The sequence below is a fragment of the Pseudomonas sp. SLBN-26 genome (assembly GCF_006715895.1).
GTDB classification, from domain to species: Bacteria; Pseudomonadota; Gammaproteobacteria; order Pseudomonadales; family Pseudomonadaceae; genus Metapseudomonas; species Metapseudomonas otitidis.
Genome location: NZ_VFOB01000001.1, coordinates 1,016,753 through 1,042,251, shown reverse-complemented (window position 1 = coordinate 1,042,251; position 25,499 = coordinate 1,016,753). Strand labels below are relative to the sequence as shown.

Below are 25,499 nucleotides of genomic sequence, written 5' to 3'. Positions count from 1 at the left end.
TACTCTCCCCCCGGCGGCGCCGGTCCCCGTCAGGCATGCCCGGTCTGCACCAGGTCGCAGGCCTGCTGGGCCGTCGCCACGGCGAAGTCGAGCACCGCACGCCCGCAGGCCGAGAGCGTGCGGTGGCTGGAATAGGCGGCATGCAGCGCCCGCCCGCGTACGGCGTAGTCGGGCAGGATGCGCACCAGCTGCTCCTTGCGCCATTCCGCGGCCAGGGTGGACAGCAGGGCGATGCCCGAATCGTTGATCGCAGCGTTGAGCAGGGCCGAGCTGGACGTGGTCGCCAGCCGCCCGTTAGGGCGCAGGCGATAGGTCCGGCGGCCGCAGCTCGAATGCAACTCGCAGCTTTGGACGTTCTTCAGGTGCAGGCAGGCATGTTCGGCCAGGTCCTCCACCCGCTCCGGCACGCCGTGCATGGCCAGATAGCCGGGGCTGGCGTAGAGACCCAGCTCCAGGTCGAACAGCTTGCGTACCACGTAGGCGTCGTTCTTCAGCTCACCGAGGAAGAACAGTAGGTCCAGCCCGTCCAGCACCAGGTCCGGCTCGTGGTCCGCCACCACCACGTCCAGTTCCAGCCCCGGGTGCTGGCGCAGGAGCTGGCTGAAGAAGCCGTTCTCCTGGCATTCGAAAAAACCCGTGGGCACCTGGATGCGCACCTGGCCGACGATGCCCTGGGCGTCGTCACGCAGGGTGGCCAGGGCGTTGCCCAGGTGGTCGATGCTCGTCTTGCATTTCTGGTAGAGCCGCTCCCCATCGGCCGTGCAGCGCAGCAACCGGGTGGAGCGGAGAAAAAGGGCCGTGCCGAGACTGCGTTCCAGGCTCATCAGGCGGCGGCTGAGGGTATTGGCAGGTATCCCTAGTACCCTGCTTGCTTTTGCGAAGCTCCCTGCCCGTACGATCTGCACGAATAAAGCCAAGTCATCCAGCATCTTCACCAACTTCGAAACTCGTCGAGACTTATCCGCGTCGTGCAGTTTTCATGCTAACAGCCGTATTTTTTGCAGAGAACCTACATTTCCGGACTGCCAGTCTCCATTTTTCGAATGAACTTAGCCGGCAAGTAGCGCGCTAACTGCCGTGCTTCACGAGGTCGATTCAATGGCGCCGGACTTTTGTCAAGGAGTGCGCCAAGCCCAAGCGCGGCGGGGCTTTCAGCAGTTCGAGGGAAAATTTCGTATTGAGCCGGACGAAACTTGGAAGTTGGCCAAGTTGTGAGCGACGGGATTAATCCGGGAAGTTGTCATGTGCCGCCGTTTACTGGCGAACTTGGATGTTGCGAGGCGTCGGAAAGTCGTCACTTTCACAGCCATGTGAAACTTGAGCGACGGAAACAGGACGGATTCGAAGGGTAATGACGAGGCCGCCCGGCCATTGCAGCCGGGCGGCAGGTGTGTCGGATCAGGCCGCGGCGTGGTGCAGGCGGACGTTGAACAGCGGGCCCTGGCTGTAGCGCGACAGGGTCTTGGCCAGGGCCAGTACGCCCAGGTCGATCAGCGGTTCCACCAGGATCACGCTCATGTAGGCCAGCCCGAAGGTGCTCACCGAAGCCAGGGTCTCGGCGGTGAAACCGTGACCGTAGAAGGCCCAGAAGGCCACCCAGGCGACGATGCCGCCCTGGTAGGCGGTGGACAGCGCCAGGGCCTGGCTGTAGCGGGTTTCCACGTAGGCGGTGCGGGCCGGGATGATGCGGTTGGCCAGCAGGCTGATGCCCCACAGCGGCACCAGCAGGGTGGTGACGTTCATCCCGTACTGCGGCAGGTCGAAGGGGGCGAAGAACAGGCCCTGGACCAGCAGCCCGGCGGCCAGGCCGATGGCGGCCGCGCCGGCGCCGAACATCAGCAGCAGGGTCGAGCCGAGGATCAGGTGGACCTCGGAGACCCCCACCGCGTGATGCGGGAACACCTCGAAGAAGCAGAACACCAGGGCGGTGGCGATCAGGCTGCGCAGGGCCAGGGCGCTGATGCCGCCGTTGGTGCGGATGCTGTCGTAGGCCATCTTGGCGGTCAGGCCGAAGGCGGTGACGGCGGTGCCATAGCTGAGCAGGAGCTTGGCGCCTTCGACGACGCCGGGTTCGATATGCATGTGCGGTTCCTTGCCGCGCCCACCGCGCGGTGACCAGTTCTAGGGGTCGGGCCTCGTGCCCGTTACGGATGGCAGGTCTCCTGGCTCGCAGGTCAATGCTTCACCCACCTTCCCGGCCGGGGCCAGTGGTGCTTCGGGTTTCGCTCGCTGCTTACAGTTGCGGGGGCAGCCATGGCCTGGGCGTTGCGCCGCACCATGTTCCCTGTTGCTCCGGGCGGTTGCCCGGAAACCATCGGCGGCCATCTTACTGGCGGGCCTGCGGGCGGCAAAGGCAAATTTTTGCGCCCCCGCGAGCGCCCCGTGCGCCTCCCTGCCTGCGACAGTCCGCCACAGTCGACTTTCCCCTGCCAGCCAGGCGCCACCCGCAGGCCTCCGGGTGCCCGGGGTGTGGCAGCTCGTCGCAGTCGGGCCGCATCGGGGGCCCTTGCTAGCATCCGTCCCGCAGCGCCCCAGAGGCCTGCCAAGTGCATGCGGGCGCCATGAGGCGCCCGGTAGTCATCCAGGGATCGGACAGCTCGGCACCATGCGGCTCAGGTCGTTCCCGGAACCACTCGACAACAACAGGGACCGACACCCATGGCCGTGATGCCATCCCCTTCGTTCTGGCGCTCCGCCTTCCTCCCCTCGCCCGCCACGGCCTGGCCGCTGCTGCTCCTGCTTTGCGCCGCCGCCCAGGCCCAGGAAGACGGCAAGACCCTGGTGCTGGACAGCACCACCGTCACCGCCACCCGCAGCGCCAACAGCAGCTTTGACCTCCCAGCCTCTGTGTCCACGGTGGACCGCAAGGCCCTCGACGATGCCCAGGCCGACAGCCTGTCCAGCGTGCTGCGCAGCCTGCCCAACGTGAACTTCGGCGGCGGCCCCCGCCCTGCGGCACAGCTTCCCGCCATCCGTGGCCTGCAGGGGCCACGCATCATCCTCACGGTGGACGGTGCGCGGCGTAACAACGAGGGCGGCGTGAACAGCCCGCTGCTGCTGGACCCCGACTTCATCCGCCAGGTGGACGTGGTGCGCGGCCCCATGTCGGCGGCCTATGGCAGTGGCGGCCTGGGCGGCGTGATGGCCTTCGAGACCCTGGCAGCGGAGGACTACGTCGACCCCGAGCGCGGCTACGGCGGCCAGGCCAAGGTGGGTTACCGCAGCGGCAACGAGGCCTTCTCCACCCACCTCACCGCCGCAGCGATGAACGACCAGGCCGACGTGCTGGCCAGTGCCACCTACCGCAACTACGGCGCCATTCACACCGGCAAGGGCGGCGCTGATTCGGAGTACCCCAACGACGGCGACCTGGGCGCCAGCCTGCTCAAGGCCGGCCTCAACCTGGGCGAACTGAACCGGGTAGAGCTGAGCCGCCAGACCTTCGACGACGACTTCACCGGCCCCACCAACCCCGGCGGCAACCTGGTGTTCCCCTTCGACCAGGACACCCGCCGCCGGCAGGAGCAGTACACCGGCAACTGGTCGTTCCACGACACCGACCGCAGCTGGCTGGACGGCAAGCTGAGCCTCTACCGCACCCGCTTCAGCCTCGCCGGCCACAGCCGCTCGACACCGCCCCAGGCCGACACTTCGGCCATGACCCGCACCGACGGCGGCAGCCTGCAGAACACCAGCAACTTCGAGGTGGGCGAGCACTACCGGCAGCGCCTCACCTACGGCGTGGACTACTACAAGGACACCGCCGAGAACACCTCCAACGGCCAGGGCAATTCGGTGCTGCCCGACGGCGAGCTGCGCGCCCTTGGCGGCTTCATCCAGAGCGAACAGACCTTCGACCGCTGGACCCTGATCGCCGCGTTGCGCCACGACGACTACAAGCTGTCCTCCCCCGGCCAGGGCGACGCCCGCCACAGCCGCCTCTCGCCGAAGATCGCCCTGAAGTACCAGCCCATCGACCCCCTGGGGCTGTTCGTCAGCTACGGCGAAGCCTTCCGCGCGCCGACCATGACCGAGATGTACGGCAACCTGGACACCCGCCGGGCGCTGTTCAACTTCCGCCCCAACCCGGGCCTGGAACCGGAGACCAGCAAGACCTGGGAAGCCGGCTTCACCCTGGACTTCAGCGACCTGCTGGCCAGCGGCGACCAGTTCCGCCTCAAGGCCACCGGCTTCGACGAGGATGTCTACGACCTGATCGACTCCCAGGTGGTCGGCACCTATGTGCGCCAGGCGCCCTTCGCCGGCGTCGGCCAGGTGTTCCAGCGGCGCAACGTGGCCCGGGCCGAGCGCCGGGGTGGCGAGATCGAGGCGGCCTACGAGCTGGACCGCCTGAGCGTCGGCCTGGGGTACTCCCAGCTGCGCTCGCGCAACGCCCAGACCGGCGCCGACCTCTACGCCCCGCCGGACAAGCTGGCCCTGACCCTGGGCTACCGCCTCGACGAGCAGTGGTCGGTCAACTACCGCGGGCAGTTCGTCAAGGCCCAGGACTACGACGACACCCTGCTGCGCCGCCGCGACGGTTACGCCCTGCACGACATCGGCCTGACCTGGGAGCGCGACCCGTACCGCGTCGACCTGGGGGTGACCAACCTGTTCGACCAGGCCTACGCCACCTACCAGCAGACCCAGGCCAACACCTTCAGCTACGAGGAAGGCCGCAGCGTCAACCTCACCCTCAGCTCGCGCTTCTGAGAGGCCGCCCATGCACGCCTATCGCTTTCCCCTTCTGCTCGGCACGGCCCTGCTCTCGGCATGCGCCGCCCAGGCCCCCAGCGGCCCGCAACCGGTGGTGATCGACTTCGCCCTGCTGGCCAACGGACACCCCGCCCGCTGCGGTGCGCCCCTGGGCCCGCTGGGCGCCGATGCCCGCCCCTCGACCCTGCGCGATGCACGGCTCTACGTGCAGGACGTGGCGCTGGTCCGCGCCGACGGCCAGGCCGTGCCCCTGGTGCTCGACCACGACGACTGGCAGGACGGCCAGGTCGCCCTGCTGGACTTCGAGGACGCCACCGGCACCTGCCAGGGCGGCACCCCGGCCACCCGCACCCAGGTGCGCGGCCAGGCGCCGGCCGGTGACTACGTCGGCCTGCGCTTCAGCCTCGGCGTGCCCGAGGCCCTCAACCACACCAGCACCGAACTCCAGGGCCCGCCCCTGGACATCGCCGCCATGGGCTGGAGCTGGCAGGCCGGGCGCAAGTTCGCCAAGGTCGAGGTCAACCCCGAAGGCGGCGTGGCCAAGGCCGATGGCGCCCGCGCGCCCAGCTGGTACCTGCACCTGGGCTCCACCGGCTGCAGCGGCAACCCGCTCACCGGCGAAACGGTGGCCTGCCTGCGGGCCAACCGGGTGCCCGTGACCCTGCGCGGTTTCGACCCCCGGCGCGATGCCGTGGCGCTGGACCTGTCCAGCCTGCTGGCCGGCAGCCAGCTCGGCCGTGACCAGGGCGGCGCGGTGGGCTGCATGAGCGGCCCGGACGACCCCGAATGCCCGGCGGTGTTCGCCCGCCTCGGCCTGGACCTGGCCAGCGGCCAGCCGCTGCCGGATGGCCAGGTTCCGGCCTTCCGCGTCGTACCCCGGCCATGACGCGGCGCATCGGCCGACTCGCCGCACTGCTGGCCGGCCTCGGGCTGGTCGGCAGCGCCCTGGCGCAGGACTGGGCCTGGCCACTGCCCAGCCACGTGCCCGCGCCCCGCGTACCGGCAGACAACCCCATGAGCGCCGCCAAGGTGGAGCTGGGCCGCCGGCTGTTCTACGACCCGCGCCTGTCCGGCAACGGCACCCTCGCCTGCGCTGGCTGCCACCTGCAGGCCAAGGCCTTCAGCGACCGCACGCCGCGCTCCACCGGCAGCGCCGGCGCCCTCACCCACCGCAACGCACCGGGCCTGGCCAACGTGGCCTGGAACGCCACCTACAACTGGGCCAACCCGGCCGTGGTGTCCCTGGAGCGGCAGATGGAAGGCCCGCTGTTCGGCGACGACCCGGTGGAGATGGGGGTGAACGACGGCAACCGCGCCACCATCCTCCAGCGCCTGCGGGACGAGCCGCTGTACCCGCCGCTGTTCGCCCAGGCGTTCCCCGAAAGCCCCGAGCCCATCACCATGGCCTCGGTGATCCGCGCCATCGCCGCCTTCGAGCGCACCCTGCTGGCGGTGGACAGCCGCTACGACCGCTACCTGCAAGGCCGCCTGCAACTGACGGCCGCGGAAAAGCGCGGCATGGAGCTGTTCTTCGGCGAACGCGCCGAATGCCACCACTGCCACGGCAGCTTCAACTTCAACGACCAGGTGGTGCATGCCCGCACCCGCGAGGTGGAAACGCCCTTCCACAACACCGGGCTCTACAACCTGGACGACCAGGGCACCTACCCCTTCCCCAACCGGGGCGTGTTCGAGCTGACCGCCCAGGCCCAGGACATGGGCGCCTTCCGCGCCCCCAGCCTGCGCAACGTGGCACTGACCGCGCCCTACTTCCACGACGGCAGCGCCGCCACCCTGCGCGAGGTGCTACGCATCTATTCGGCCGGCGGCCGCGACATCCCCGAAGGCGCGCTGAAAGGCGATGGCCGACGCAACCCGCACAAGAGCGGGCTGATCGCCCGCATCGACCTCAGCGAGGCCGAGCTGGACGACCTCGAAGCCTTCCTCGGCAGCCTCACCGACCTGAGCCTGCCCCATGACCCCCGCTACGCCGACCCCTGGCCGGCGGGCTACCGGTTCCAACCCACCCACACCCAGGAGGCTGCGCACCGAGAAACCGCCCACCGTTCCACCTCACAACCCTGACGGCGTTGCCGTCGAACGACGTTCCTTTCATTGCTGATCCACAAGGAGAAACCCCATGAACATCAAGATCGCCAGCAAGAAAACCCTCACCGTCGCCGGTCGTGCCGGTGCCTGCTGTGGTGCCTGCTGCGCCCCGCTCGGGGTGAACTGAGCCCCACCCACGCCGGCGCCTGGCGTCGGCGTGGGTTCCCGACAAGGAGGAACCATGCGCCTGGGATTCAACTTCACCCTCGGGGAAACCACGCCCCTGGTCCGTCGCCTGCTGGCCGAAGGGCGGATCGACTATGTGGAACTGCTGATCGACAACTTCCTCACCCTCGACGCGGACACCCTGGCCGGGGCCTTCGACGCGCCGATGGGGTTCCACATCATGTTCTCGCGGTTCATCGAGGCCGACGCCGCCAGCCTGGACGACATGGCCCAGCGCCTGCGCACGCTGATCGACCGGGTCAAGCCGCTGTACGTCTCCGATCATGTCGCCCGCTTCAGCCACGAGGGGCGCCAGCTCTACCACCTGGCCGAGATCGACTACCAGGCCGACTACGCCCGCGTGCGCGACGCCGTGGACGCCTGGCAGCAGCGCCTGGGCTGCCAGCTGCTGCTGGAGAACTACCCGTCCATCCTCGAAGGCGGCCACGACGCGCCGGCCTTCTTCGAGCGGCTGTGCCGGGAGACCGGTGCGGGGGTGCTGTTCGACATCTCCAACGCGGTGTGCGCCCACCTCAACTGCGGCGTGCCCCTGGAGGCCTGGCTGCCGGTGATCGACGCCTCCCGGCACTTCCACGTCGCCGGCTACAACCTGTCGATCCTCCAGCCGCACCTGGTGCTGGACACCCACGACCGCCCGCTGTCGGACGAGACCCTGGCCTTCATCGAAACCTGGCGCGAGCGCTTCGACAGCCCCGGCGCCACCCTCACCTACGAGCGTGACGACGCCTTCGTGCAGCGCGAGATCGACAGCGACCTGGCCACCCTGCGCACACTGTTCGCCCAACCGGAGGTGCGCCGCCATGGCTGACCAGCCGCGCACCGACAGCCAGTTGCTGGCGGCCCTCTACCAACCGGCCCGCCAGGGCGACTACCCCCGCGACTCCCGCGCCTTCGTGCGCATCGACACCAGCCTGCGGGTCTACTGGCACAGCCTGTTCGACATCTGCCCCGGCCTGCTGTCGCTCTCCGGCCCCGATGGCCTGGCGATCTTCCGCCCGTTCATGGCCTGGGCGGTGGAACAGGGCTGCTCGTTCAACTGGGCCTGGTACCTGTGGGTGGACGTGTGGCTGCAGCAGTCGGCGTTCCGCGATGCCGTGGACGATGAGTTGCGCTACAGCCTGATGGCGGCCTCCGCCGCCCGCTGGGCCACCGGCGACCGCTCCCGCCAGCGCGGCATCGTGCTCGGCAGCGCTGCCCTGCCCGACCTGGTATGCGGCTGGAAGGCCAGCAGCCTGGAGGCCGGCCGCCAGGTCGAGCGCTTCGAGCTGGAGGAACCCCTGCCCGCCCCCGCTGCCGCCTTCGGCTACTTCACCAGCGCCACCGGCGACCTCTCCGACGGGTTCCCCGGATGGACCGACCTGCCCCGTTGATCACCCGGTTCTGGCACGGCTACCTGGCCCTGCTGCTGGCCTTTGCCGCCGGCCAGCTGGGGCCGCAGATCGACCTGGCGGTGCTGGCCCGAGCCGGCGACGGCCAGGCCGGCCTGTATGCACTGCTCACCCGCCTGGCACTGCTGGAACTGGTGGTCACCATGGCCCTGGGCACCGCGCTGTCGGTGATGGCCAGCCAGGCCCAGCGCGCGGGCCGGCACGGGGAAGGACTGCGGCCGGCCCTGGTGCTGGCAGGGGCGCTGGGGGTACCCCTGGGCCTGCTCGGCGCCCTGGCCGGCCTGGGGTTGCTGCCGATGCTGCTGCACAGCGAGGCAGCGCAGTTGCCCGAGGTGATGGCGGCGCTGCCCTGGTTCTTCCTCGCCACGCCCCTGCGCCTGCTCAACGGCTGCGCCGGCCTGTTGCTCCACGCCCGTGGCGAGGGCCGCCAGGCGCTGCGCATCAAGGGCGTCGAGCTGCTGGCACGGCTGGTGCTGGACCTGGCGCTGGTCCTGGGGTTCGGTGCGGGCCTCTCGGGCTGCTTCATCGCCGGCCTGGTGCTGAACCTCGGCACCTGCGCCTGGCTGTTGCGCCACCTGGCCCGCGCCTCCCCGGGCCAACCCTGGCGCCCTCGGTGGGCCTGGTGCCGGCAGGCGCTGCTGCACAGCGGCTGGGAGAGCCAGCGGGTGCTGGCGATCCAGGCCTTCGGCCTGGCGGCGGTGACGCTGGTGGCCATGGACCATCCCTGGCCGGAGTCCGCCGGGCGCCTGGATGGGTTCTCCGCCGTGCTCACCCTGGGGATGCTGGTGCTGTCGCCGCTCAACGCCCTGCTGCGCTTTCTCGCCCTGCGCCTGGCTGCGGGTGACCCGGTGGCGATCCGCGATGAAGTGCGGCGCCGGGCGCTGCCCGTCGCTGCCGTGGCATCGGTGGGCCTGCTGCTGGCAACTCAGGCCCTCGGCCAGCTCTACGGGCAATCGGGCCCCTGGTGGACGGCCGGCATGCTGCTGCTCGCGCTGTCCCTGCCGCTGAGGGTGCTGGGCAACCTTCTGCGCGCCCAGTACCAGGCGGCCGGGCGTTTCGCCGAGGTCGGCCGGCTGGAGGCCGCTGCCCTCTGGCTGGTCGGCCTGCCGGTGCTGCTGGCGGGCCTGGCGCTGGACTGCCCACCCCTGGCCTATGCCTACCTGCTGCTGCCCGAACTGTGCGTGATCACGGGTCTGCACAGCAGGAAGGCCTGGGCCAGCCTGGCAGGGCCTGGCGAACGCCCCGAGGGCTGAGCCCCTCGGCTCAAGGCTCGCGGCGCTCCATGGCCTGGGGTGACTTGATGACGCCGGCCAGGTTGCCGTGGCCGTAGCCCTGTTCCCGGTCGGAGCGGGCGCCCCGCCAGCGCCAGAAGCGCTCGTGGAAGTAGAACGCCACGGTGTTGCAGGCGGGCTCGATCAGGGCGATCAGCCCGCCCTGCAGCGCGCTCCCGGTCAAGGCGTAGGCCACGCAGAAGGCGATGCTGAAGTGCAGCACGGCGAAGCTGAGGGTCTTCACCAGGGGCTGCTCCGCCCCGCTGGAATGGCCGCAGCAGCCCGGCAGTCCGCGCTTCATCGCTTGGCCTCCAGGCCGGGTGCCATGACGTGGCCGGGGACGGTGTGGGGCGTTAGCGTGTGGCGCTCGGTCATCTCGGTGCTCCTGTGCAGTGCCCCACCGCAGCGGGGCATCGGCTCATTGCGGGGTGGTGGAGGCGTCGTCGCCCTGGATGTCGGGGTCATCCGGCAGGGCCTCGGGTTCCGGGTCCTGCTGGATGGGCCAGGTGGCGGTCTCGTCCTCCGGCCGGGGGGTGTCGTTGCTGGGGGTTTCCGTTGGGTTGTGCATGGCCTGTTCTCCGGGATCTGTTCTGGTTTCGTGTGAACACGGCAGAACAAGTTCAGGTGAAAGGCCGAATGGTGCAACGCGTTATACACAGCCAATGAAACTAGAACTTCCGTACAACAAAAACGAAGCCAGACGACGACAACCAAGCCCAACTAACCAGACTTTCAACAGGCAACTTGCCCAGTCTTCGAATTTGCTGTTTCGCGCAACTTTCCTACGCATCAGCTGGCCAGTATTGAAATACCGCTGCGTCTTGCTAAGTTCCGCTCCGGATCATTGACAGAAGGAGTTGCCATGAACTGGCTGGTCACCTACCTGATGCACGGCGAGCGCCGTACGCTGCTGATGAAGTCCCGCTCCACGCCCACCCTGAAGGCGCTGGCATTTGCCATCCAGGATCTCGAATTCCCTGGAACGCCCCGTCCTTCAAGGTCCAGCGCGGCCATGGCGGCCTGGCTGGAGGAGGTCGGCATCACCGTGCTGAATATCGCGCCGCAGAAGAAACCCCTGCTTCCCATGCGCCCGCAGTCGTTCCACCTGAACCGTGCCTGATGCAACGTGTCGGCGTCGCCGCCCTTGAAAAAAGAGGGCGGCGTTCCGTCCGCGAATGCAACTTTCCAAGTCGACCGTTCGAAACTTTCGTTGAACATCCCCGGCAACATCCGGTTCTTCCCTAGTGAGTGGCCCACGGCCCGTCGCGCTATCACGTCACGATCAACTCGAGGAGAACTTTCATGTTCGTTCACAACAAGCGGTTGCAATACACCGTTCGGGTTTCGGCCCCCAATCCCGGACTGGCGAATCTGCTGCTGGAACAGTTCGGCGGTCCCCAGGGCGAACTCGCCGCGGCCATGCGCTACTTCACCCAGGCCCTGAACGAGGACGACGCCGGCCGCAAGGACCTGCTGCTGGACATCGCCACCGAGGAGCTGAGCCACCTGGAGGTGATCGGTTCCATCGTCGGGATGCTCAACAAGGGCGCCAAGGGCGACCTGGCCGAAGGCATCGAGGCAGAAGCCGACCTGTACCGCTCCCTGACCGGCGCCGGCAACGACTCCCACGTCACCAGCCTGCTGTATGGCGGCGGGCCGGCGCTGACCAACTCGGCCGGTGTGCCCTGGTCGGCGGCCTACATCGACTCCATCGGCGAGCCGACGGCCGACTTCCGCTCCAACATCGCGGCCGAGGCGCGGGCCAAGATCATCTACGAGCGGCTGATCAACGTCACCGACGATCCCGGCATCAAGGAAGCCCTTGGCTTTCTCATGACCCGCGAGCTGGCCCACCAGAAGTCCTTCGAGAAGGCGCTGCATTCGATCCAGCCGAACTTCCCCCAGGGCAAGCTGCCGGGCATGCCAGCCTTCACCAGCGTGTACTTCAACCTGTCCCAGGGCGAAGGCGACTGCCGGGGGCCGTGGAACCGCGGAGACGAATGGACCTTCGTCGAGGCGCCGGAGCCGGCCGTGGACGGCGGCACCGGCCTGCCGAGCGTGAACCTGCCCGACAGCCAGCGGGCCACGCTGGAGCAGATGCGCGAGCGCACCGCCTCGGACCCGAGCCGTGACTCCATCACCGGCGCGGACCTGGGCTCGGGCGTGGTCATTCGCCCGGCCAACTAGTGTGGAAGCTTCCCCGTGCACGGCTTGGCGGCCTGTGTACGGGGCTTTTTGACCGACACGGTTTCATGCAGGGCTCGCTGTTTCACAACGGCGACACTCTGCTAGCATTGCCCCCCAGCCCGACCCAACCAGCCCGAAGCCCGCTGATGAACATGGCCCGCCGACACCGCTCGCTGATCGCCTGGATGCTGTATTTCAGCATCCTGTTCGGCGCGCTCGCCTGCGCGGTGGGTCACGGGCAGATGGCCGGCCTCGCCCTGAGCGGCCTCGACGGTCAGTTCTGCTCCCTGGACGATGCCAGCGGCAGCAGCAAGAGCCTCGGCGACATGGGCGTGGTCGGCGGCAACCTGGCCTCCGGTTCGGGTTGTGCACTGAGCTCCAGCTTCGGTGCCCTCCTCCTCGCGGCGTTCTTCGGCCTGCTCGCCCTGCTGGCGCCCAGCCGCCACTGGCCGGTGCCCGAGCCGGTCCACCGCCATCCTCCTCGGCGAGCCTGGGTGCTCGCCAACCCCCGCGCCTCCCCGCTGTTCGCCTGACCCATCGGCCTCACTGGCCGTTGCCTGACCCTGCGAACCGTTTGTGCCGGCCTGTCCGGCAAGTCGTGGCCTGGAGGCCCGAAGATGACCACCCGTACCCCTGCGCCGGCCCAGTCGGCGACCGCTGCCCGCCCGGCGTTCTACACCCTGGCCTGGCGCTGGCATTTCTATGCCGGCCTGTTCGTCATCCCGTTCATGATCCTGCTGTCCGTCACCGGGCTGATCTATCTGTTCAAGCCGCAACTGGACCAGGCGATGTACGCCGACCTGCTGCGCGTACCAGCAGCCGGCCAGCCGCTGAGCGCCGATACCCTGCTACTGCGGGCGCAGGCCGCCCATCCAGAAGCGGTGGTCAGCAAGTACCTGCCGCCGGTGGCGGAAGGCTGGAGCGGGCAGTTCGTGATCACCGAGCAGGGCCGCGAGCTGAACCTTTTCATCGACCCGTACAGCGGCCGGGTGCTGGGCACCCAGGATGCGCTGTGGAACCTCCAGGCCGCCGCGCGCAAGCTGCACGGCGACCTGCTGATCGGCCCGCTGGGTGATCGCCTGATCGAGCTGGCCGCTGGCTGGGGCATCGTGCTGGTGGTCTCCGGGCTCTACCTCTGGTGGCCACGGGGCAGCGGCGGTGCCGGCGTGCTGTGGCCGCGCCTGTCGGCACGCGGGCGCCTGCTGTGGCGGGACCTGCACGGCGTGACCGGGTTCTGGGGCTCGCTGTTGCTGCTGTTCATGCTGATGACCGGGATGACCTGGACCGGCTTCTGGGGCGCCCAGTTCGCCGGCGCCTGGAACCACTTCCCGGCGGCCATGTGGGACGACGTGCCGAAGTCCGGCCAGGCGGCGGCCAGCCTCAACGAGGCCCATCGCCAGACCGTGCCCTGGGCGGTGGAGACCACGCCCCTGCCCGCCTCCGACCCGCATGCCGCGCACCACGCCCATGGCGGCGAGCAGGCGCCGGCCAGTGCGTCGCGCATTCCCCTGCAGCAGGTGGTGGACACCGCCCGCGAACGCCAGGTGACACCGGGCTACAGCATCAGCTTCCCCAAGGGCGCCGAGGGCGTGTTCAGCGTCTCGGTGTTCGCCGACGACCCGCGCAACGACGCCACCCTGCACCTGGACCAGTACAGCGGCAAGGTGCTGGCGGACGTGCGCTGGGCCGACTACGGCCCGGTGGCGCGCACCGTCGAGACCGGGGTGATGCTCCACGAAGGCAAGCTGTTCGGCCTGCCCAACCAGCTGCTGATGGCGGCCGTGTGCCTGCTTATCCTGTTCAGCTCGGTCAGCGGCCTGGTGCTCTGGTGGAAGCGTCGCCCGGCCGGCCGCCTCGGTGTGCCGCCGCTGCGCCATGACCTGCCGCGCTGGAAGACGGCCATCGGCGTGATGCTGGTGCTGGGCGTGGCTTTCCCGCTGGTGGGGGCCTCGCTGGTGGTCGTGTGGCTGCTGGACCGGGTGGTCCGCCTGCTGCGTCCCCTGGACCGTGCCGACGCTGCTGCCGGCTGAACCATCCCAATTCCAACCGGAGCCCTGCCGCCCGCCCGATGAGGCGGCCCAGGGCTGGGATGCCCGCGCTCCGGCATTGAAGACCGGCGCCCTGTGCGCCCTTCGCAAGGCTGATCGAACCCATGTCGTCGACGTTCCGCCCATGCACCCTTCGGGGTTTCGTTTCCTGTTCCGGCCTGTCCCTGGCCGCGCTCTGCCTGTCGGCCCACGCCGACAGCACCCTGACCCTCGGCACCGTGGAGGTGTCCGGCCAGGAGAGCGGCCCGCTGTCCAGCCGCGACATCCTCAGTTCGGTGGATGTGATCGGCAGTGATGTGCTGCAGCAGCAACCCGTGCAGTACAGCTGGGAGCTGTTCAACCGCGCCCCGGGGGTGATGCTCACCCAGTTCAACCAGGGCACCACCTCCGGCAAGCTGTCGTTCCGGGGCTTCAACGGCGAAGGCGAAGTCAACGCCGTGAAGCTGCTGATCGACGGCATCCCCAGCAACACCAACGACGGCAACATGCCGTTCATCGACATGGTCTACCCCCTCGACATCGAGGACATCGAGGTGGTGCGGGGCACCAACGACCCGCGCTACGGCCTGCACAACATCGCCGGCAACGCCGGCATCCACACCCGCATCGGCGGCAACGACGGCCACCTGCGCCTGCGCACCGGCAGCTTCGACACCCAGGAGCTGCAGGCGGTCAAGGGCATCGAGTCGGGCAACTGGTCGCAGAACTACTTCGTCGCCTACCAGAAGAGCGGCGGCTACCGCGACCATGCCGACACCGAGCGCCAGAGCTTCGCCGGCAAGTGGTTCTACACCGCCGACGCCGGCTGGCGCGCCGGCCTGATCGCTCGCCACTACAGCGCCGACGCCCTGGAAGCGGGCTACCTGAGCCACGCCGATGCCCACGACGACCCGCGCCAGTCCTACGTCAGCAATGCCACGGACCAGGGCAACCGCGAGATGAACCAGCTCAGCCTGCACCTGGACGCCGACCTGGCCGATGACCTGGCCTGGTCCGCCAAGAGCTACGTCAACACCTTCAAGGACCAGCGCTGGACCCGCTACTGGCGCACCGTGAGCCAGCAGGAACGGGTGGCCGACGAAACCCAGTACGGCGCCCTCAGCAGCCTCACCTGGCGCCCCGTGGTCAGCGGCCTGCACGACTTCGCCCTGGAGGGCGGCGCCGAGGTGCAGCGGCAGGAGAACGAGAGCCTGCGCTACCGCACCAGCCAGCGCACCCGCCTGGCCCAGACCCGCGACCAGCGCTTCGACCTGAACATCTATGGTGCCTACGTGCAGACGGTGATCGAGCCGGTGGAGTCCTTGCGTCTGGTCCCGGCCTACCGCGTCGACCGCCTCTACGGCGACTACAAGAACGGCCTGACCGGCGAGCGTGCCGAGGTGAACGACTACGGCAGCATCCGCCAGCCCAAGTTCAGCATCGTCTACAGCCCCTGGCGCGAGGCCAGCCTGTACGCCAACTGGGGCCGCACCTTCCAGGTCGGCGTCGGCTCCGGTGCCTACCGCCTGGCCAGCCAGAGCGACGACCTCAAGCCGTCCATCAACGAAGGCTGGGAGACGGGCCTGAAGTTCAGCCCGGTGCAGTGGCTCGACGGCCGCATCGCCTACTGGGAGCAGCACGCCACCGACGAGGTGCAGCGCAAGCTCAACGACGCCGTCGGCGATTCGGAGAACGTCGGCGAGACCCTGCGCCGGGGCTATGACCTGCAGCTGAACCTGACCCCGGACGAGCGCACCCGCGTGTGGCTGTCCTACTCGCGGCAGTTCTCCGAGATCCTCGAACCCAACCCGAACCTTCCCGCCAGCAAGGGCCGGGAAATGGACCACGTACCCCATCACCTCTACGCCCTGGGCGCCGAGTACCAGGCAACCGAGCGCCTGCAGCTGAGCGCCTGGCTCAACGGCCAGAGCGACTACTACCTGGAGCGCACCAACAGCACCGGTGAGTACGGCGGCTTCGTGCTGCTCAACCTGGGCGCCACCTACCGCCTGACGGAGTCCGTGAGCGTGGACATGCAGCTGAAGAACGTCGCCAACCGCTACTACGAGTACGTCTGGTACGACTCCACCGCCGGTGTGCAGCAGGACCTGCACGCCCCCGGCGACGGCCGCGCGCTCTATGCCGGCCTGACCCTGGACTTCTGAGGCGGATGCCCATGCGCCCGGTCCCTTCGTCCTGCCCAGGTGAGCGTCGATGAACGCGCGCCTGCGCCGGCTGGGCGCGCACCTCGGGCTGCTGGCCCTGGCGCTCATCGTGCTGGGGCCGCTGGTGGCCCGCCTGCAGGCCCCCGTGCAGGACTGGAGCTGGCTGCAGGCGCTGGCCTGCCACGCCGGCGGCGTCCAGGCCAGCCCGGGGCCGGCGCCCCTTCCGTTGCAACCCAAGGCGCCCGAAGCCCCCGCGCTGACGGTGCTGGACGCCTGCGGCTACTGCTCGCTGCTGCTCAACTCCCCGGCGGCCACCGGCCCGCTCTGGCAGCCGCTGCCCTGCGCCCACCCCGGTACACCGGTGTGCTCGGGCCAGCCCCTGGCGGCGCTTGCCGCCCTGCACTTCCCCTCCTCCCGCTCCCGGGCGCCGCCGGCCATCGCCTGATCGTCCGTCACCGGCCGGCCTGCAACACCGGCCGAACCCAGGGTTAGACGGGCCAAGAGGCCCGCGATGACAAGGAGCGTGAGCGATGCGTTCACCCAAACTCAGGTCCACCCTCTCCACCCGCCGCGCGGGTGGCGAGCAACCCTTTCCCGACTACCCCAGCAATGCGCGGTCGTTCATTGCGCTGGACACGCGGCTGCTGCCGTACTGGCACATGCTGTTCGACCTCTGCCCGGTGCTGCTCAAGCTCGATCCGCCGGAGGGCGTGGGGCTGTTCCGCGCCTTCATGGTCTGGGCCTACCGCCACCAGCCGGCGCAGGACTGGACCTTCCACATCAGCTTCTGCCGCTGGATGCTGCAATCCGGGTACGCCCCCCAAGTGAAGGCCGCCCATGTGGAGAGCCTGCTCTCCGCAGCAGCGGCACGCTGGATCAACAGCGACCCCAGCGAGGCCCAGGGCATCCTCCTGGCGTGCAGCGCCTTCCCCATGACCACCGTGGAATGGAAGGAAGGCAACGCCGTCGGCAGCGACGCCGATATCCAGGTGCTGCCGCCGGCACGCTTCGACTTCGCCTGGTCGCCCCTGGGGCGCGGCGGCATCGGCAGCTTCCGCCGCTGGCTGAGGATCCACGATTGAACCTGCGACAGCCTGCCGCAGGCACCTGCCGCGCGTGGAGCGGCGCCTGCCGGGTACCCGGCTGCGGCAGGCCGTCGCAGTTGAGGGGGTTTTCACGCCCCCACTAGGATGGCGGGGCCCCGAACCTGGAGTTGTCCTTGGCAGGGCTTCCACGGTTGGGTTCGGGGCTCCCCTCGAATCGACACCGTCGATGACGACCCTCCCGCACGGGAGGGTCTTTTTTTCAGGCTGTCGGGCCCGGCAAGATAGCGCCCGGCAGACGCCACCGTGATCCGATAACAACACCCACGATGAGGAATCCCCGATGAAAGCCATCCTGCTCGCTTTCGGCCTGCTGTCCCTCGGCGCCATCCAGACCGCCCAAGCCGCCCAGGACCCGGAAGCCGTGTTCAACCGCGCCTGCGGCATGTGCCACAACGGCCAGCTGCCCCAGGCGCCGAAGAAAGGCGACCACGCCGCCTGGGCCCCGCGCCTGGCCCAGGGCAACGACACCCTGGTCAAGCACGTCACCGAAGGCTTCAACGCCATGCCGCCGCGCGGCCTGTGCATGGACTGCTCGGCCGAGGACTACAAGGCCGTGATCGAGTGGATGAGCAAGTAACCCGGTAATGCCCTTCGCGGCGCCTGTCCCGGGCGCCGCTTCCCTAGCCGTTCACCCGCCCCGTCAACCCGCTCAGGGTGTCCGCCAGCTCCCGCGTGCGGCTGGAGGTTTCCTCGGTCAGCAGCGCCGACTCGCGCAGCGTGCCGATCATCCCGCCCAGTGACGCCACTTCGTCCGCCTGCTGCTGGATGTGCCCGGCCACCACGGTGATGGCCTGGGACAGCTGGTCGACGTCGGTGCCGATCTCGGCGGCGTTCTTGTGGGTGATCTGCGCCAGGTTGCGCACCTCGTCCGCCACCACCGCGAACCCGCGTCCCATTTCCCCGGCCCGCGCCGCTTCGATGGCGGCGTTGAGCGCCAGCAGGTTGGTCTGCCCGGCGATCTGCTGGATGACCTGGACGATGGACTGGATGCGCAGGCTGGAGCGCGCCAGTTCGTCGGCGCTGCGCACCACCGTGGAGCCCTGCTCGGTGAGGCTGCGCACGGTCTGCTCGGCCTGGCCGGTGACTTCGCCCTGGCGGGCGATGTTCTCGGTCAGCACGTCCATGCTCTGGTGCAGGTCGTCGGCATGCAGGCGCAGCTGTTCGCCGATCTCCCGCTGGCTGCTCTCCGCGGCCTGCAGCACGCGGCCCAGGTCGGCCAGGCCCTGGAACACCGGACGGATGTGCTCGTCCAGGCCCTCGCTGTCGACGCTGCTGCTGTAGTCGTGGCGCTTGAACGCCTCGATCTGGCTGACCACCACCTGGCTGAGCCCGGCCAGCTTCTTCACCTGGCGGCGCAGGAAGAAGGCCTTGAACTCGCCGTAGTGAATGGGGAAGCGGTCCATGTACTCGTCGGTGAAGGCCTCGCCGGGCGCCACCTGGAAGAAGAACACCGCCGTCAGGGTCTGGTTGAGGTTGAGCCCGAGGATCTCGCCGAAGGTGGAGAACCCCACCACCGGCACCTCGCCGAACACCCCGCTCATGCGGCTCAGTTCGTCACCGTTGTTCAGGCGCCGGAGGATGCAGTCGTTGAGCAGCCCGAGCAGCGGCGTGCCGCCCTTGCCACGGAGGAACTGGGCGAAGTCGCGGCGGGTCGCCTCCACCAGCGAGGTGCGCTTGACCATCACCAGCTCTTCTCCCGGCGCCACGTCGCAGAACAGGTGCACCACCTCGCGCTGCAGGTCGATCTGGGCGATGGAGCGCACGAACAGCTGCTCGCCGACGCGAATGGCGAAGGAGTATTCCGCCAGGCGCCGCTCCAGTTCATCCGGGCGGCAGCCCAGTGCCTCGCACAGTGCCGTGACCATGCTGACGATGCGCCCCTTGGCGTCCACCACCTGGCGGATGCTGCGCTCCTCCAGGGACGCGGTCAGCACGCTGAAGCTGACGCTGGTGGGCTCGAAGTTCTGGCTCTTGAACACCCCGAAGCGGATGCCCGGCGCGCTCTTGAGGAACACCACCAGGGCGTGGTTCTCGTAGCGCTGGCGACCGTCATGGAGGAAGGTCTGGCGGAAATCCCCCTTGCCCCCGGCCGAGCCACCCACGAACAGGCAGGGGAAGCGCCCGCATTCGTAGAGCGCCTCCATGAAGAAGGATTCCGAGGCCGACAGGCCATCGAACAGCACGTAGGCCAGGGTGTCGTGGGCCTCGATGGGCGTGGTCACCCGCAGGTTCTTCAGCGACTGGGTGAGCCGCGCGATGCGCTCGCGCAGCGCCATGCGGGCACCGCCCTGGCGGATGTCCTGGCTTTCCAGCGGCACGCTGACCACCTCGGCCGAGGCGATCACCGAGCCATCGAACAAAGCCAGCACCACCCGGTCCCACTGCCCGGAAGCATCGCAATAGAGCCGCCCGCCGCCTTCGCACAACTCGCCGGCGCTGCTGCTCAGGCTCAGCGCCACGCCGGGGAAGCGCTCGCTGACCTGGCGGGCCACCCGGTCGATGTCCAGGTGCGGGGATACATACCCGGTGATGAAAGTGGGCCGCAGCGACAGCGCGGCCAGCTCCCGGGACAATTCGGCAGACGAACAGCTCAGGTGGCGCGCAGCCGCGCGGGACGAGCCGTTGGCAGTGAAGCGACTGAAGACACCCATGACGGCCTCCAAAGGGCACCCTGATTATTTTCCCCAGACTATAGATGGCCATTCCTACACGTCTGTAGTTCTTTGGGATGTCCTGCGACAACGTTTCGCAGAGGCCTACAGGGCCGACGCCTGAACGCTGACTGAATGAAACGCAGGAGGCGATTGACCCCCTTGTGGGCCGGGCGTAGATTCCGCCCGCCTTCCCACCTGAAACAGGAGAACCCCTTGGACAGTTGCCCCGGTCGATTGCGACAGGGCTGAGCAGCGAGCACGTCCAGCGGTTCCCTCCGCCGTCGTCTCGCTGCCTTCAGCGGACGGTGGCCCGACGCCCCTTCCTTGACGTTCACCGACGCGCTGCCTGCGCGACGGCGACGCCTGCCTGTGCAATCCACGCCCCTTCAGCGCCGGTCACCCGGCACACACCCCGGCCCCCTGGCCGGACACGAGGTGGAACATGGATTGGAAAGTCTTCCTGCTGCGGGTCGCCGCAGCACTCGTACTCGGCGCCCTGATCGGCGCCGAGCGTCAACTGCGCCAGCGCCTCACCGGCCTGCGCACCAATGCCCTGGTGAGCACCGGCGCCTGCCTGTTCGTGCTGATGAGCCAGGGCGTACCGGGCATGGCGGGCGATGCCTCGCGTATCGCCGCCTACGTGGTCTCCGGCATCGGCTTCCTGGGGGGCGGCGTGATCATGCGCGACGGCCTCAACGTGCGCGGCCTGAACACGGCCGCAACACTCTGGTGCACCGCCGCCATCGGCGTGCTGTGCAGCATGGGCCTGCTGCTGGAAGCCGCCCTCGGCACCCTGGCGGTGCTCTGCGCCAACATCCTGCTGCGTGACATCGCCCAGCGCCTGAACCACCTGGACAGCCTGCCCGGCAGCGAGGTCGAGCAACGCTACAGCGTCGACATCGTCTGCCGCGCCGAGGACGAGATCCAGGTGCGCAGCCTGATGCTGCATGACCTGGAGGGCGGCAGCCTGCGCCTGCAATCGCTGCACAGCCAGGACCAGGCCACGCCCGGGCGCCTGGAGGTGCGCGCCGAACTGCTCGGCAAACCCGGCACCACCACCCAGCTGGAGCGCCTGGTCAGCCGGGTGAGCCTGGAGAAAGGCGTCAGCTCGGTGCGCTGGCGGCTTCACGACCTGGCGGCGGACGCATAACCCATCGGCACCGGGCTCCTCGCCCGGCCCCTCGAACAGCCATCGCTCCACGAGTGACGAGGAAACCACCATGTTGATGTCCGCCCTGGGCCGGCGCCTGCTGGCTCTGTTCGACCACGGCCTAGGCCGCCATTTCCGCCGCCGCGCCCTGCTCGACGCGTTGCGCGGCCGGCGCACCGCCTCCCCCCTGCCGCCGGCATTCGTCCAGCAACTGGAGGCGTTCGCCAGTTGCCCGCCCGAACAGCTGTTCCGGCAACTGGACAGCCAGCCCGGCGGCCTCGACCCGGCCCAGGCGCAGCGGGTGCGCGAACGGGTCGGCACCAACCTGGTGGAACAGGAGAAGCCGCTGTCGCCCCTGCACCACCTCTGGCTCTGCTACTGCAACCCGTTCAACCTGCTGCTGACCGCCCTGGCGGTGCTCTCCTGGGTCACCGAAGACCTCCAGGCGGCGCTGGTGATCGGCTGCATGGTGCTGGTCTCGACGCTGCTCCGCTTCGTCCAGGAGACCCGCTCCAACCGCGCCGCAGAAAGCCTGCGGGCGCTGGTGGACAACACCGCCAGCGTGCTGCGCCCCGGTGCGCCGTCACCCGACCGGCGCGGCGCGGTGGAAGTGCCGTTCCGCGACCTGGTGCCGGGCGACGTGGTGCTGCTGGCGGCCGGCGACATGATCCCGGCGGACCTGCGGGTGCTGGAGGCACGCAACCTCTTCCTCAACCAGTCCGCCATCACCGGCGAAGCGCTGCCGGTGGAGAAGTTCGCCACACCCCAGGGCCCGACGCCGGGCACGCCCCTGGAGCGCGACACCCTGTGCTTCATGGGCACCAACGTGGTCAGCGGCAGCGCCCGCGCGCTGGTGCTGGGCACCGGGCCGAACACCTACTTCGGCAACCTCGCCGCCCATGTGCTGGAGCCCGACCGCGAGCCCAGCGCCTTCCAGCAGGGGGTCAACAAGGTCAGCTGGCTGCTGATCCGCTTCATGCTGGTGATGGCCCCGGTGGTGCTGCTGGTCAACGGCTTCACCAAGGGCGACTGGCTGCAGGCCTCGCTGTTCGCCCTCTCCATCGCCGTGGGCCTGACGCCAGAAATGCTGCCGATGATCGTCACCTCGACCCTGGCCAAGGGCGCCCTGGCGCTCTCGCGCAAGAAGGTGATCGTCAAGCGCCTCGACGCCATCCAGAACTTCGGCGCCATGGACGTGCTGTGCACCGACAAGACCGGCACCCTCACCCAGGACCGCATCGTGCTCGAACGCCACACCGATGTGCGGGGCCGCCCCTGCGACGCGGTGCTGGACGACGCCTGGCTGAACAGCTACCACCAGACCGGCCTGCGCAACCTGCTGGACGTGGCGGTGCTGGAGCACGGCGATGCCCTGCGCCGGGCGCAGCTGGCCGAGGCGTTCAGCAAGGTCGACGAACTGCCCTTCGATTTCGAGCGGCGGCGCATGTCGGTGGTGGTAGCGGAACACGGCGACGGCCACCGGCTGGTGTGCAAGGGCGCGCTGGACGAGGTGCTGGCGGTGTGCGACCGGGTGCGCCTGGACGGTGAGGAATTCCCCCTGCACGACGCCCTGCGTGCCGACATCCGCGAGCACGCCGCCCGCCTCAACGACGAGGGGCTGCGGGTGGTGGCGGTGGCGGTGCGGCAGTTCCCCGGGGACCGCCGCGACTACCGCGTGGAGGACGAGCAGGAGCTGCTGCTCACCGGCTACATCGCCTTCCTCGATCCCCCCAAGGAGACCAGCCGCGAAGCCCTGCAGGCGCTGCGCGAGCATGGCGTGTCGGTGAAGGTGCTGACCGGCGACAACGAGCGCGTGAGCCAGCGCGTGCTGCGTGAAGTGGGGCTGCCGGTGGAGGGCCTGCTGCTGGGCAGCGAGGTGGACGCCCTGGACGACCGCGAGCTGGGCGAACGGGCCGCCGCCTGCTCGCTGTTCGCCCGCCTGACGCCCGCGCAGAAGGCCCGGGTGGTGCGCCTGCTGCGCGAGCGCGGGCACGTGGTGGGCTTCCTCGGCGACGGCATCAACGACGCGCCGGCCCTGCGCGCGGCGGACATCGGCATCTCGGTGGACACCGCCGTGGACATCGCCAAGGAGGCGGCCGACATCATCCTCCTGGAGAAGAGCCTGATGGTGCTGGAAGCCGGGGTTCGCGAAGGCCGGCGCACCTTCTCCAACATGCTCAAGTACATCAAGATGACCGCCAGCTCGAACTTCGGGAACGTGTTCAGCGTGCTGGTGGCCAGCGCCTTCCTGCCCTTCCTGCCGATGCTGCCCCTGCACCTGCTGGTGCAGAACCTGCTCTACGACCTGTCGCAGACCGCCATTCCCTTCGACAACGTCGACGACGAGCAACTGGCCAGGCCGCAGCAGTGGCGGGCCGACGAGATCGGTCGCTTCATGGTGTTCTTCGGGCCGCTCAGCTCGATCTTCGACATCCTCACCTACGCCCTGATGTGGTTCGTCTTCGCCGCCAGCACACCGGCGCACCAGACCCTGTTCCAGACCGGCTGGTTCGTCGAAGGGCTGCTGTCGCAGACCCTGGTGGTGCACCTGATCCGCACACGTCGCCTGCCCTTCCTGCAGAGCCGTGCCGGCTGGCCGCTGCTGCTGATGACCCTGGTGATCGCCAGCATCGGCTTGCTGCTGCCGTTCTCGCCCCTGGCGGCGCACTTCAAGCTGCAGCCCCTGCCGCTGTCGTACTTCCCCTTCCTGCTGGCGCTGCTGCTGGGTTATGCCGCCGTGGTACAGGCCATGAAGGGATGGTTCGCCCGCCGCTACGGCTGGCAGTGAGCCCGCTCCGCCACCCGCCCGGGCGGGTGGCACTTTTATTTCGTTACGTAACGACAAATAACGCAAATGCTGCTATCGGCCTTGATCTCAAGGGCTTGCAGGTTTCTGTTACGTAACGATAATCAGCCTCCTGAATCAGCCTTCAAGGCCACCCGGACATCGCCATGAGCCCAACCGCCCCTCCGCCGCGCAAGCGCGGGCGCCCCTGCAACGGCCAGGCCCAGAGCAACGCCGAACGCCAGCGTGCCTGGCGCCAGCGCCAGGCTGAACAGCGCGAGCGCCAGGCGCGGGACGACCACGCCAACAGCTGCCTCACCGAGTTCCTCCGCCAGGAGCGCAACCAGGCCCAGGCCGCCCTGGTGGAGGCGCAACACAGGCTGGAAGCCCTCGAAGCCCAGGTCCGGCAGCTGCAGCAGCGGCCCGACGACCGCGAAGCGACGCTGCCCTGGTACCAGGACCACGGCCTGGAGGCGGTCTTCGTCCTGGAGTCACGCCTGCGGGAGGAGCGCACCTGGAAGCGGGTCGCCTCCATGGGCGCCTTCACCCGTCGCGACGTGGCCGAGCAGTGGCTGCAGACCATGCAGGCCCACAGCAGCATGATCGACTACCGCGTCACCCGGCTGCGCTTCTGCGGCGACTGAGCCCTCGCGGCGGAACAGCGTCACCGAAGCCCGCAGCTTGTGGCGGCCGAAGGCGCTCATGCGGGCGAACGCTTCCCGGCTCACCGGCAGGTGCTGGCAGTCCAGGGGCTGCCGGCTGTGGTCGACATCGGGGTCGTGGAGGTAGACGAAATCCTCGTCGCACCCGGTGACCACGACCCAGTGCGGTGACTTGGAACGGGTCAGCCGGTAGCTGCTGATCAACACCAGCAACACACCGCCGGCCCGCAGGCCGCCGTCCAGTTCCGCCCAGGGCGCCTCCACCTGCTCCACGTCGGTGCCGGCCAGCGCATCGAGAAACACCTCGTGCACCAGGCGCATCACCGCGCGCTTGTCCTCGCTGCGCACGCCTTCGAGGAACAGCGGCCCGCGTCGGCTCACTTGCAGGCGCACCCGGAAGCCCCGTCGCCAGGCCGCCAGGGCCAGGCCCTGGGGGCTGCAGCCACCGTGGCCGGCGGTCATGAACACCGTGGTCGCCTCGCGCCACAGCTGCACTTCCTCGCGGCGCTCCATGGCCCGCTGCGGGTACAGCGCCGCCATGGCCATCAGCAGGCAGGCCGGGCCGCAGGTGAAGTCGGTGCTCTGCGGGTAATAGGGCACACGGCGGGTGCCGGCCTGGCGCGGCTGGCGGATGCGCTTCTCGTAGCGCAGCGCGCCGGCGTGGTCCTCGTAGTAGTCGTCGATCACCGCGAAGCGCCGGTAACCGGCGCGCTCGTAGAGGGCGATGGCCGCCGGGTTGTCGACGCGCACCTCCAGCCGCAGGTAGGCGCAGTCGTGCGCGTGGGCGCAGCGCTCCGCCTGCTCCAGCAACTGCCGGCCGATGCCCCGGCCCTGCAGGTGCCCGGCAATGGCCAGGGAATACAGCCGGGCCAGGGAGGTGCCCCGGTGGAACAGCACCAGGGCATAGCCCACCACCGCCCCCTCATGCTCCGCCACGGTGAAGGCGGCATGGGCGCGGTTGACCATCCAGGCCAGGCTGCGGGGGCTGAGCCGGTCGTGACTGAAGGTGCGGTTTTCCAGTGCCACCAGTTCGGGCAGGTCGGCCGCCCGAGCAACGCGAAAATCAAGTTTCATGGGAACTCCGTAAAGAGTG

The 25,499-nt window shown here is 68.9% G+C and carries 23 protein-coding genes, 1 pseudogene and 1 riboswitch; of the genes and pseudogenes, 17 read left to right on the top strand and 7 right to left on the bottom strand.

What is annotated here, in order from left to right:
- Positions 1–29: 29 nt before the first annotated feature.
- Both FBY21_RS04760 and FBY21_RS04755 read right to left on the bottom strand, forming a co-directional pair.
- A complete protein-coding gene (locus tag FBY21_RS04760) occupies positions 30–929 on the bottom strand; it encodes a LysR family transcriptional regulator (protein ID WP_139233661.1) in 900 nt (299 codons plus the stop codon).
- A 469-nt stretch (positions 930–1,398) separates the two neighbouring features.
- The gene (locus tag FBY21_RS04755) at positions 1,399–2,082 is read right to left on the bottom strand and encodes an energy-coupling factor ABC transporter permease (protein ID WP_044402672.1); all 684 of its coding nucleotides are present in this window, start codon (positions 2,080–2,082) and stop codon (positions 1,399–1,401) included.
- 52 nt (positions 2,083–2,134) lie between these two features.
- Positions 2,135–2,331, bottom strand: a riboswitch (cobalamin riboswitch).
- Between the two features lie 327 nt (positions 2,332–2,658).
- Here FBY21_RS04755 and FBY21_RS04750 point away from each other — a divergent pair.
- The 7 genes from FBY21_RS04750 to mbnM are packed head-to-tail and all read left to right on the top strand — an operon-like array spanning position 2,659 to position 9,652.
- On the top strand, positions 2,659–4,713 hold the full coding sequence (locus FBY21_RS04750) for a TonB-dependent hemoglobin/transferrin/lactoferrin family receptor (protein WP_142009046.1): 2,055 nt from the start codon (positions 2,659–2,661) through the stop codon (positions 4,711–4,713).
- 10 nt (positions 4,714–4,723) lie between these two features.
- Positions 4,724–5,602 (top strand): MbnP family copper-binding protein, encoded by an 879-nt coding sequence (locus tag FBY21_RS04745; RefSeq protein ID WP_142009044.1) that lies wholly within the window; start codon positions 4,724–4,726, stop codon positions 5,600–5,602.
- Entirely contained in the window at positions 5,599–6,801 is a 1,203-nt protein-coding gene (locus FBY21_RS04740; RefSeq protein WP_142009041.1) for a methanobactin export MATE transporter MbnM, read from the top strand. The genes FBY21_RS04745 and FBY21_RS04740 overlap by 4 nt, the downstream gene beginning before the upstream one ends.
- A 55-nt stretch (positions 6,802–6,856) precedes the next feature.
- Entirely contained in the window at positions 6,857–6,952 is a 96-nt protein-coding gene (gene mbnA, locus FBY21_RS04735) for a methanobactin (protein WP_074971730.1), read from the top strand.
- A gap of 54 nt (positions 6,953–7,006) precedes the next feature.
- Positions 7,007–7,819, top strand: coding sequence for a methanobactin biosynthesis protein MbnB (gene mbnB / locus FBY21_RS04730; RefSeq protein ID WP_142009039.1), 813 nt, complete (start codon positions 7,007–7,009; stop codon positions 7,817–7,819).
- The gene (mbnC, locus tag FBY21_RS04725; protein WP_142009037.1) at positions 7,812–8,381 is read left to right on the top strand and encodes a methanobactin biosynthesis protein MbnC; all 570 of its coding nucleotides are present in this window, start codon (positions 7,812–7,814) and stop codon (positions 8,379–8,381) included. The genes mbnB and mbnC overlap by 8 nt, the downstream gene beginning before the upstream one ends.
- The gene (gene mbnM / locus FBY21_RS04720; RefSeq protein WP_142009035.1) at positions 8,360–9,652 is read left to right on the top strand and encodes a hypothetical protein; all 1,293 of its coding nucleotides are present in this window, start codon (positions 8,360–8,362) and stop codon (positions 9,650–9,652) included. Before mbnC ends, mbnM begins: the two co-directional genes overlap by 22 nt.
- Before the next feature lie 10 nt (positions 9,653–9,662).
- On the opposite strand, the gene FBY21_RS04715 is transcribed toward mbnM, so the two are convergent.
- A complete protein-coding gene (locus FBY21_RS04715) occupies positions 9,663–9,971 on the bottom strand; it encodes a DUF2061 domain-containing protein (RefSeq protein ID WP_074971733.1) in 309 nt (102 codons plus the stop codon).
- A gap of 117 nt (positions 9,972–10,088) precedes the next feature.
- Positions 10,089–10,238 carry a hypothetical protein gene (locus FBY21_RS29330; protein ID WP_160158562.1) on the bottom strand — a complete coding sequence of 50 codons (150 nt, stop codon included), beginning with the start codon at positions 10,236–10,238 and terminating at the stop codon, positions 10,089–10,091.
- A gap of 294 nt (positions 10,239–10,532) precedes the next feature.
- Between FBY21_RS29330 and FBY21_RS04710 the strand changes: the two genes are divergently transcribed.
- The 8 genes from FBY21_RS04710 (at position 10,533) to FBY21_RS04675 (ending at position 17,732) form a co-directional block, all read left to right on the top strand.
- Positions 10,533–10,790: a hypothetical protein gene (locus tag FBY21_RS04710; RefSeq protein ID WP_044402655.1), complete on the top strand. Its 258-nt coding sequence runs from the start codon at positions 10,533–10,535 to the stop codon at positions 10,788–10,790.
- Between the two features lie 182 nt (positions 10,791–10,972).
- Positions 10,973–11,857 carry a manganese catalase family protein gene (locus tag FBY21_RS04705; RefSeq protein ID WP_142009033.1) on the top strand — a complete coding sequence of 295 codons (885 nt, stop codon included), beginning with the start codon at positions 10,973–10,975 and terminating at the stop codon, positions 11,855–11,857.
- A gap of 146 nt (positions 11,858–12,003) precedes the next feature.
- Positions 12,004–12,390 (top strand): DUF2946 domain-containing protein, encoded by a 387-nt coding sequence (locus FBY21_RS04700; RefSeq protein ID WP_142009030.1) that lies wholly within the window; start codon positions 12,004–12,006, stop codon positions 12,388–12,390.
- Between the two features lie 84 nt (positions 12,391–12,474).
- Positions 12,475–13,887: a PepSY-associated TM helix domain-containing protein gene (locus FBY21_RS04695; protein WP_142009028.1), complete on the top strand. Its 1,413-nt coding sequence runs from the start codon at positions 12,475–12,477 to the stop codon at positions 13,885–13,887.
- A gap of 122 nt (positions 13,888–14,009) precedes the next feature.
- Positions 14,010–16,049 carry a TonB-dependent receptor gene (locus FBY21_RS04690; RefSeq protein WP_142009026.1) on the top strand — a complete coding sequence of 680 codons (2,040 nt, stop codon included), beginning with the start codon at positions 14,010–14,012 and terminating at the stop codon, positions 16,047–16,049.
- Positions 16,050–16,098: 49 nt separating this feature from the next.
- Complete coding sequence (locus FBY21_RS04685) at positions 16,099–16,494, top strand: DUF2946 family protein (RefSeq protein WP_074971739.1); 396 nt, start codon at positions 16,099–16,101, stop codon at positions 16,492–16,494.
- Positions 16,495–16,579: 85 nt separating this feature from the next.
- Positions 16,580–17,131: a putative natural product biosynthesis protein gene (locus FBY21_RS04680; RefSeq protein ID WP_142009022.1), complete on the top strand. Its 552-nt coding sequence runs from the start codon at positions 16,580–16,582 to the stop codon at positions 17,129–17,131.
- 304 nt (positions 17,132–17,435) lie between these two features.
- Positions 17,436–17,732 (top strand): c-type cytochrome, encoded by a 297-nt coding sequence (locus FBY21_RS04675; RefSeq protein ID WP_044402639.1) that lies wholly within the window; start codon positions 17,436–17,438, stop codon positions 17,730–17,732.
- A 43-nt stretch (positions 17,733–17,775) separates the two neighbouring features.
- Here the strand turns inward: FBY21_RS04675 and FBY21_RS30175 are convergent, their stop codons facing one another.
- Together FBY21_RS30175 and FBY21_RS30170 are read right to left on the bottom strand one after the other, a co-directional pair.
- A complete protein-coding gene (locus FBY21_RS30175; protein WP_371320941.1) occupies positions 17,776–18,279 on the bottom strand; it encodes a methyl-accepting chemotaxis protein in 504 nt (167 codons plus the stop codon).
- A 420-nt stretch (positions 18,280–18,699) separates the two neighbouring features.
- Positions 18,700–19,806: pseudogene (locus FBY21_RS30170) on the bottom strand (FIST signal transduction protein); the annotation flags it as partial.
- 445 nt (positions 19,807–20,251) lie between these two features.
- On the opposite strand from FBY21_RS30170, the gene FBY21_RS04665 reads away from it, so the two are divergent.
- On the top strand, positions 20,252–20,959 hold the full coding sequence (locus FBY21_RS04665; RefSeq protein WP_142009017.1) for an MgtC/SapB family protein: 708 nt from the start codon (positions 20,252–20,254) through the stop codon (positions 20,957–20,959).
- A 70-nt stretch (positions 20,960–21,029) separates the two neighbouring features.
- Positions 21,030–23,747: a magnesium-translocating P-type ATPase gene (gene mgtA / locus FBY21_RS04660; protein WP_142009015.1), complete on the top strand. Its 2,718-nt coding sequence runs from the start codon at positions 21,030–21,032 to the stop codon at positions 23,745–23,747.
- A gap of 488 nt (positions 23,748–24,235) precedes the next feature.
- Here the strand turns inward: mgtA and rimI are convergent, their stop codons facing one another.
- Positions 24,236–25,480 (bottom strand): ribosomal protein S18-alanine N-acetyltransferase, encoded by a 1,245-nt coding sequence (gene rimI / locus FBY21_RS04655; RefSeq protein ID WP_142009012.1) that lies wholly within the window; start codon positions 25,478–25,480, stop codon positions 24,236–24,238.
- Positions 25,481–25,499: the final 19 nt, after the last annotated feature.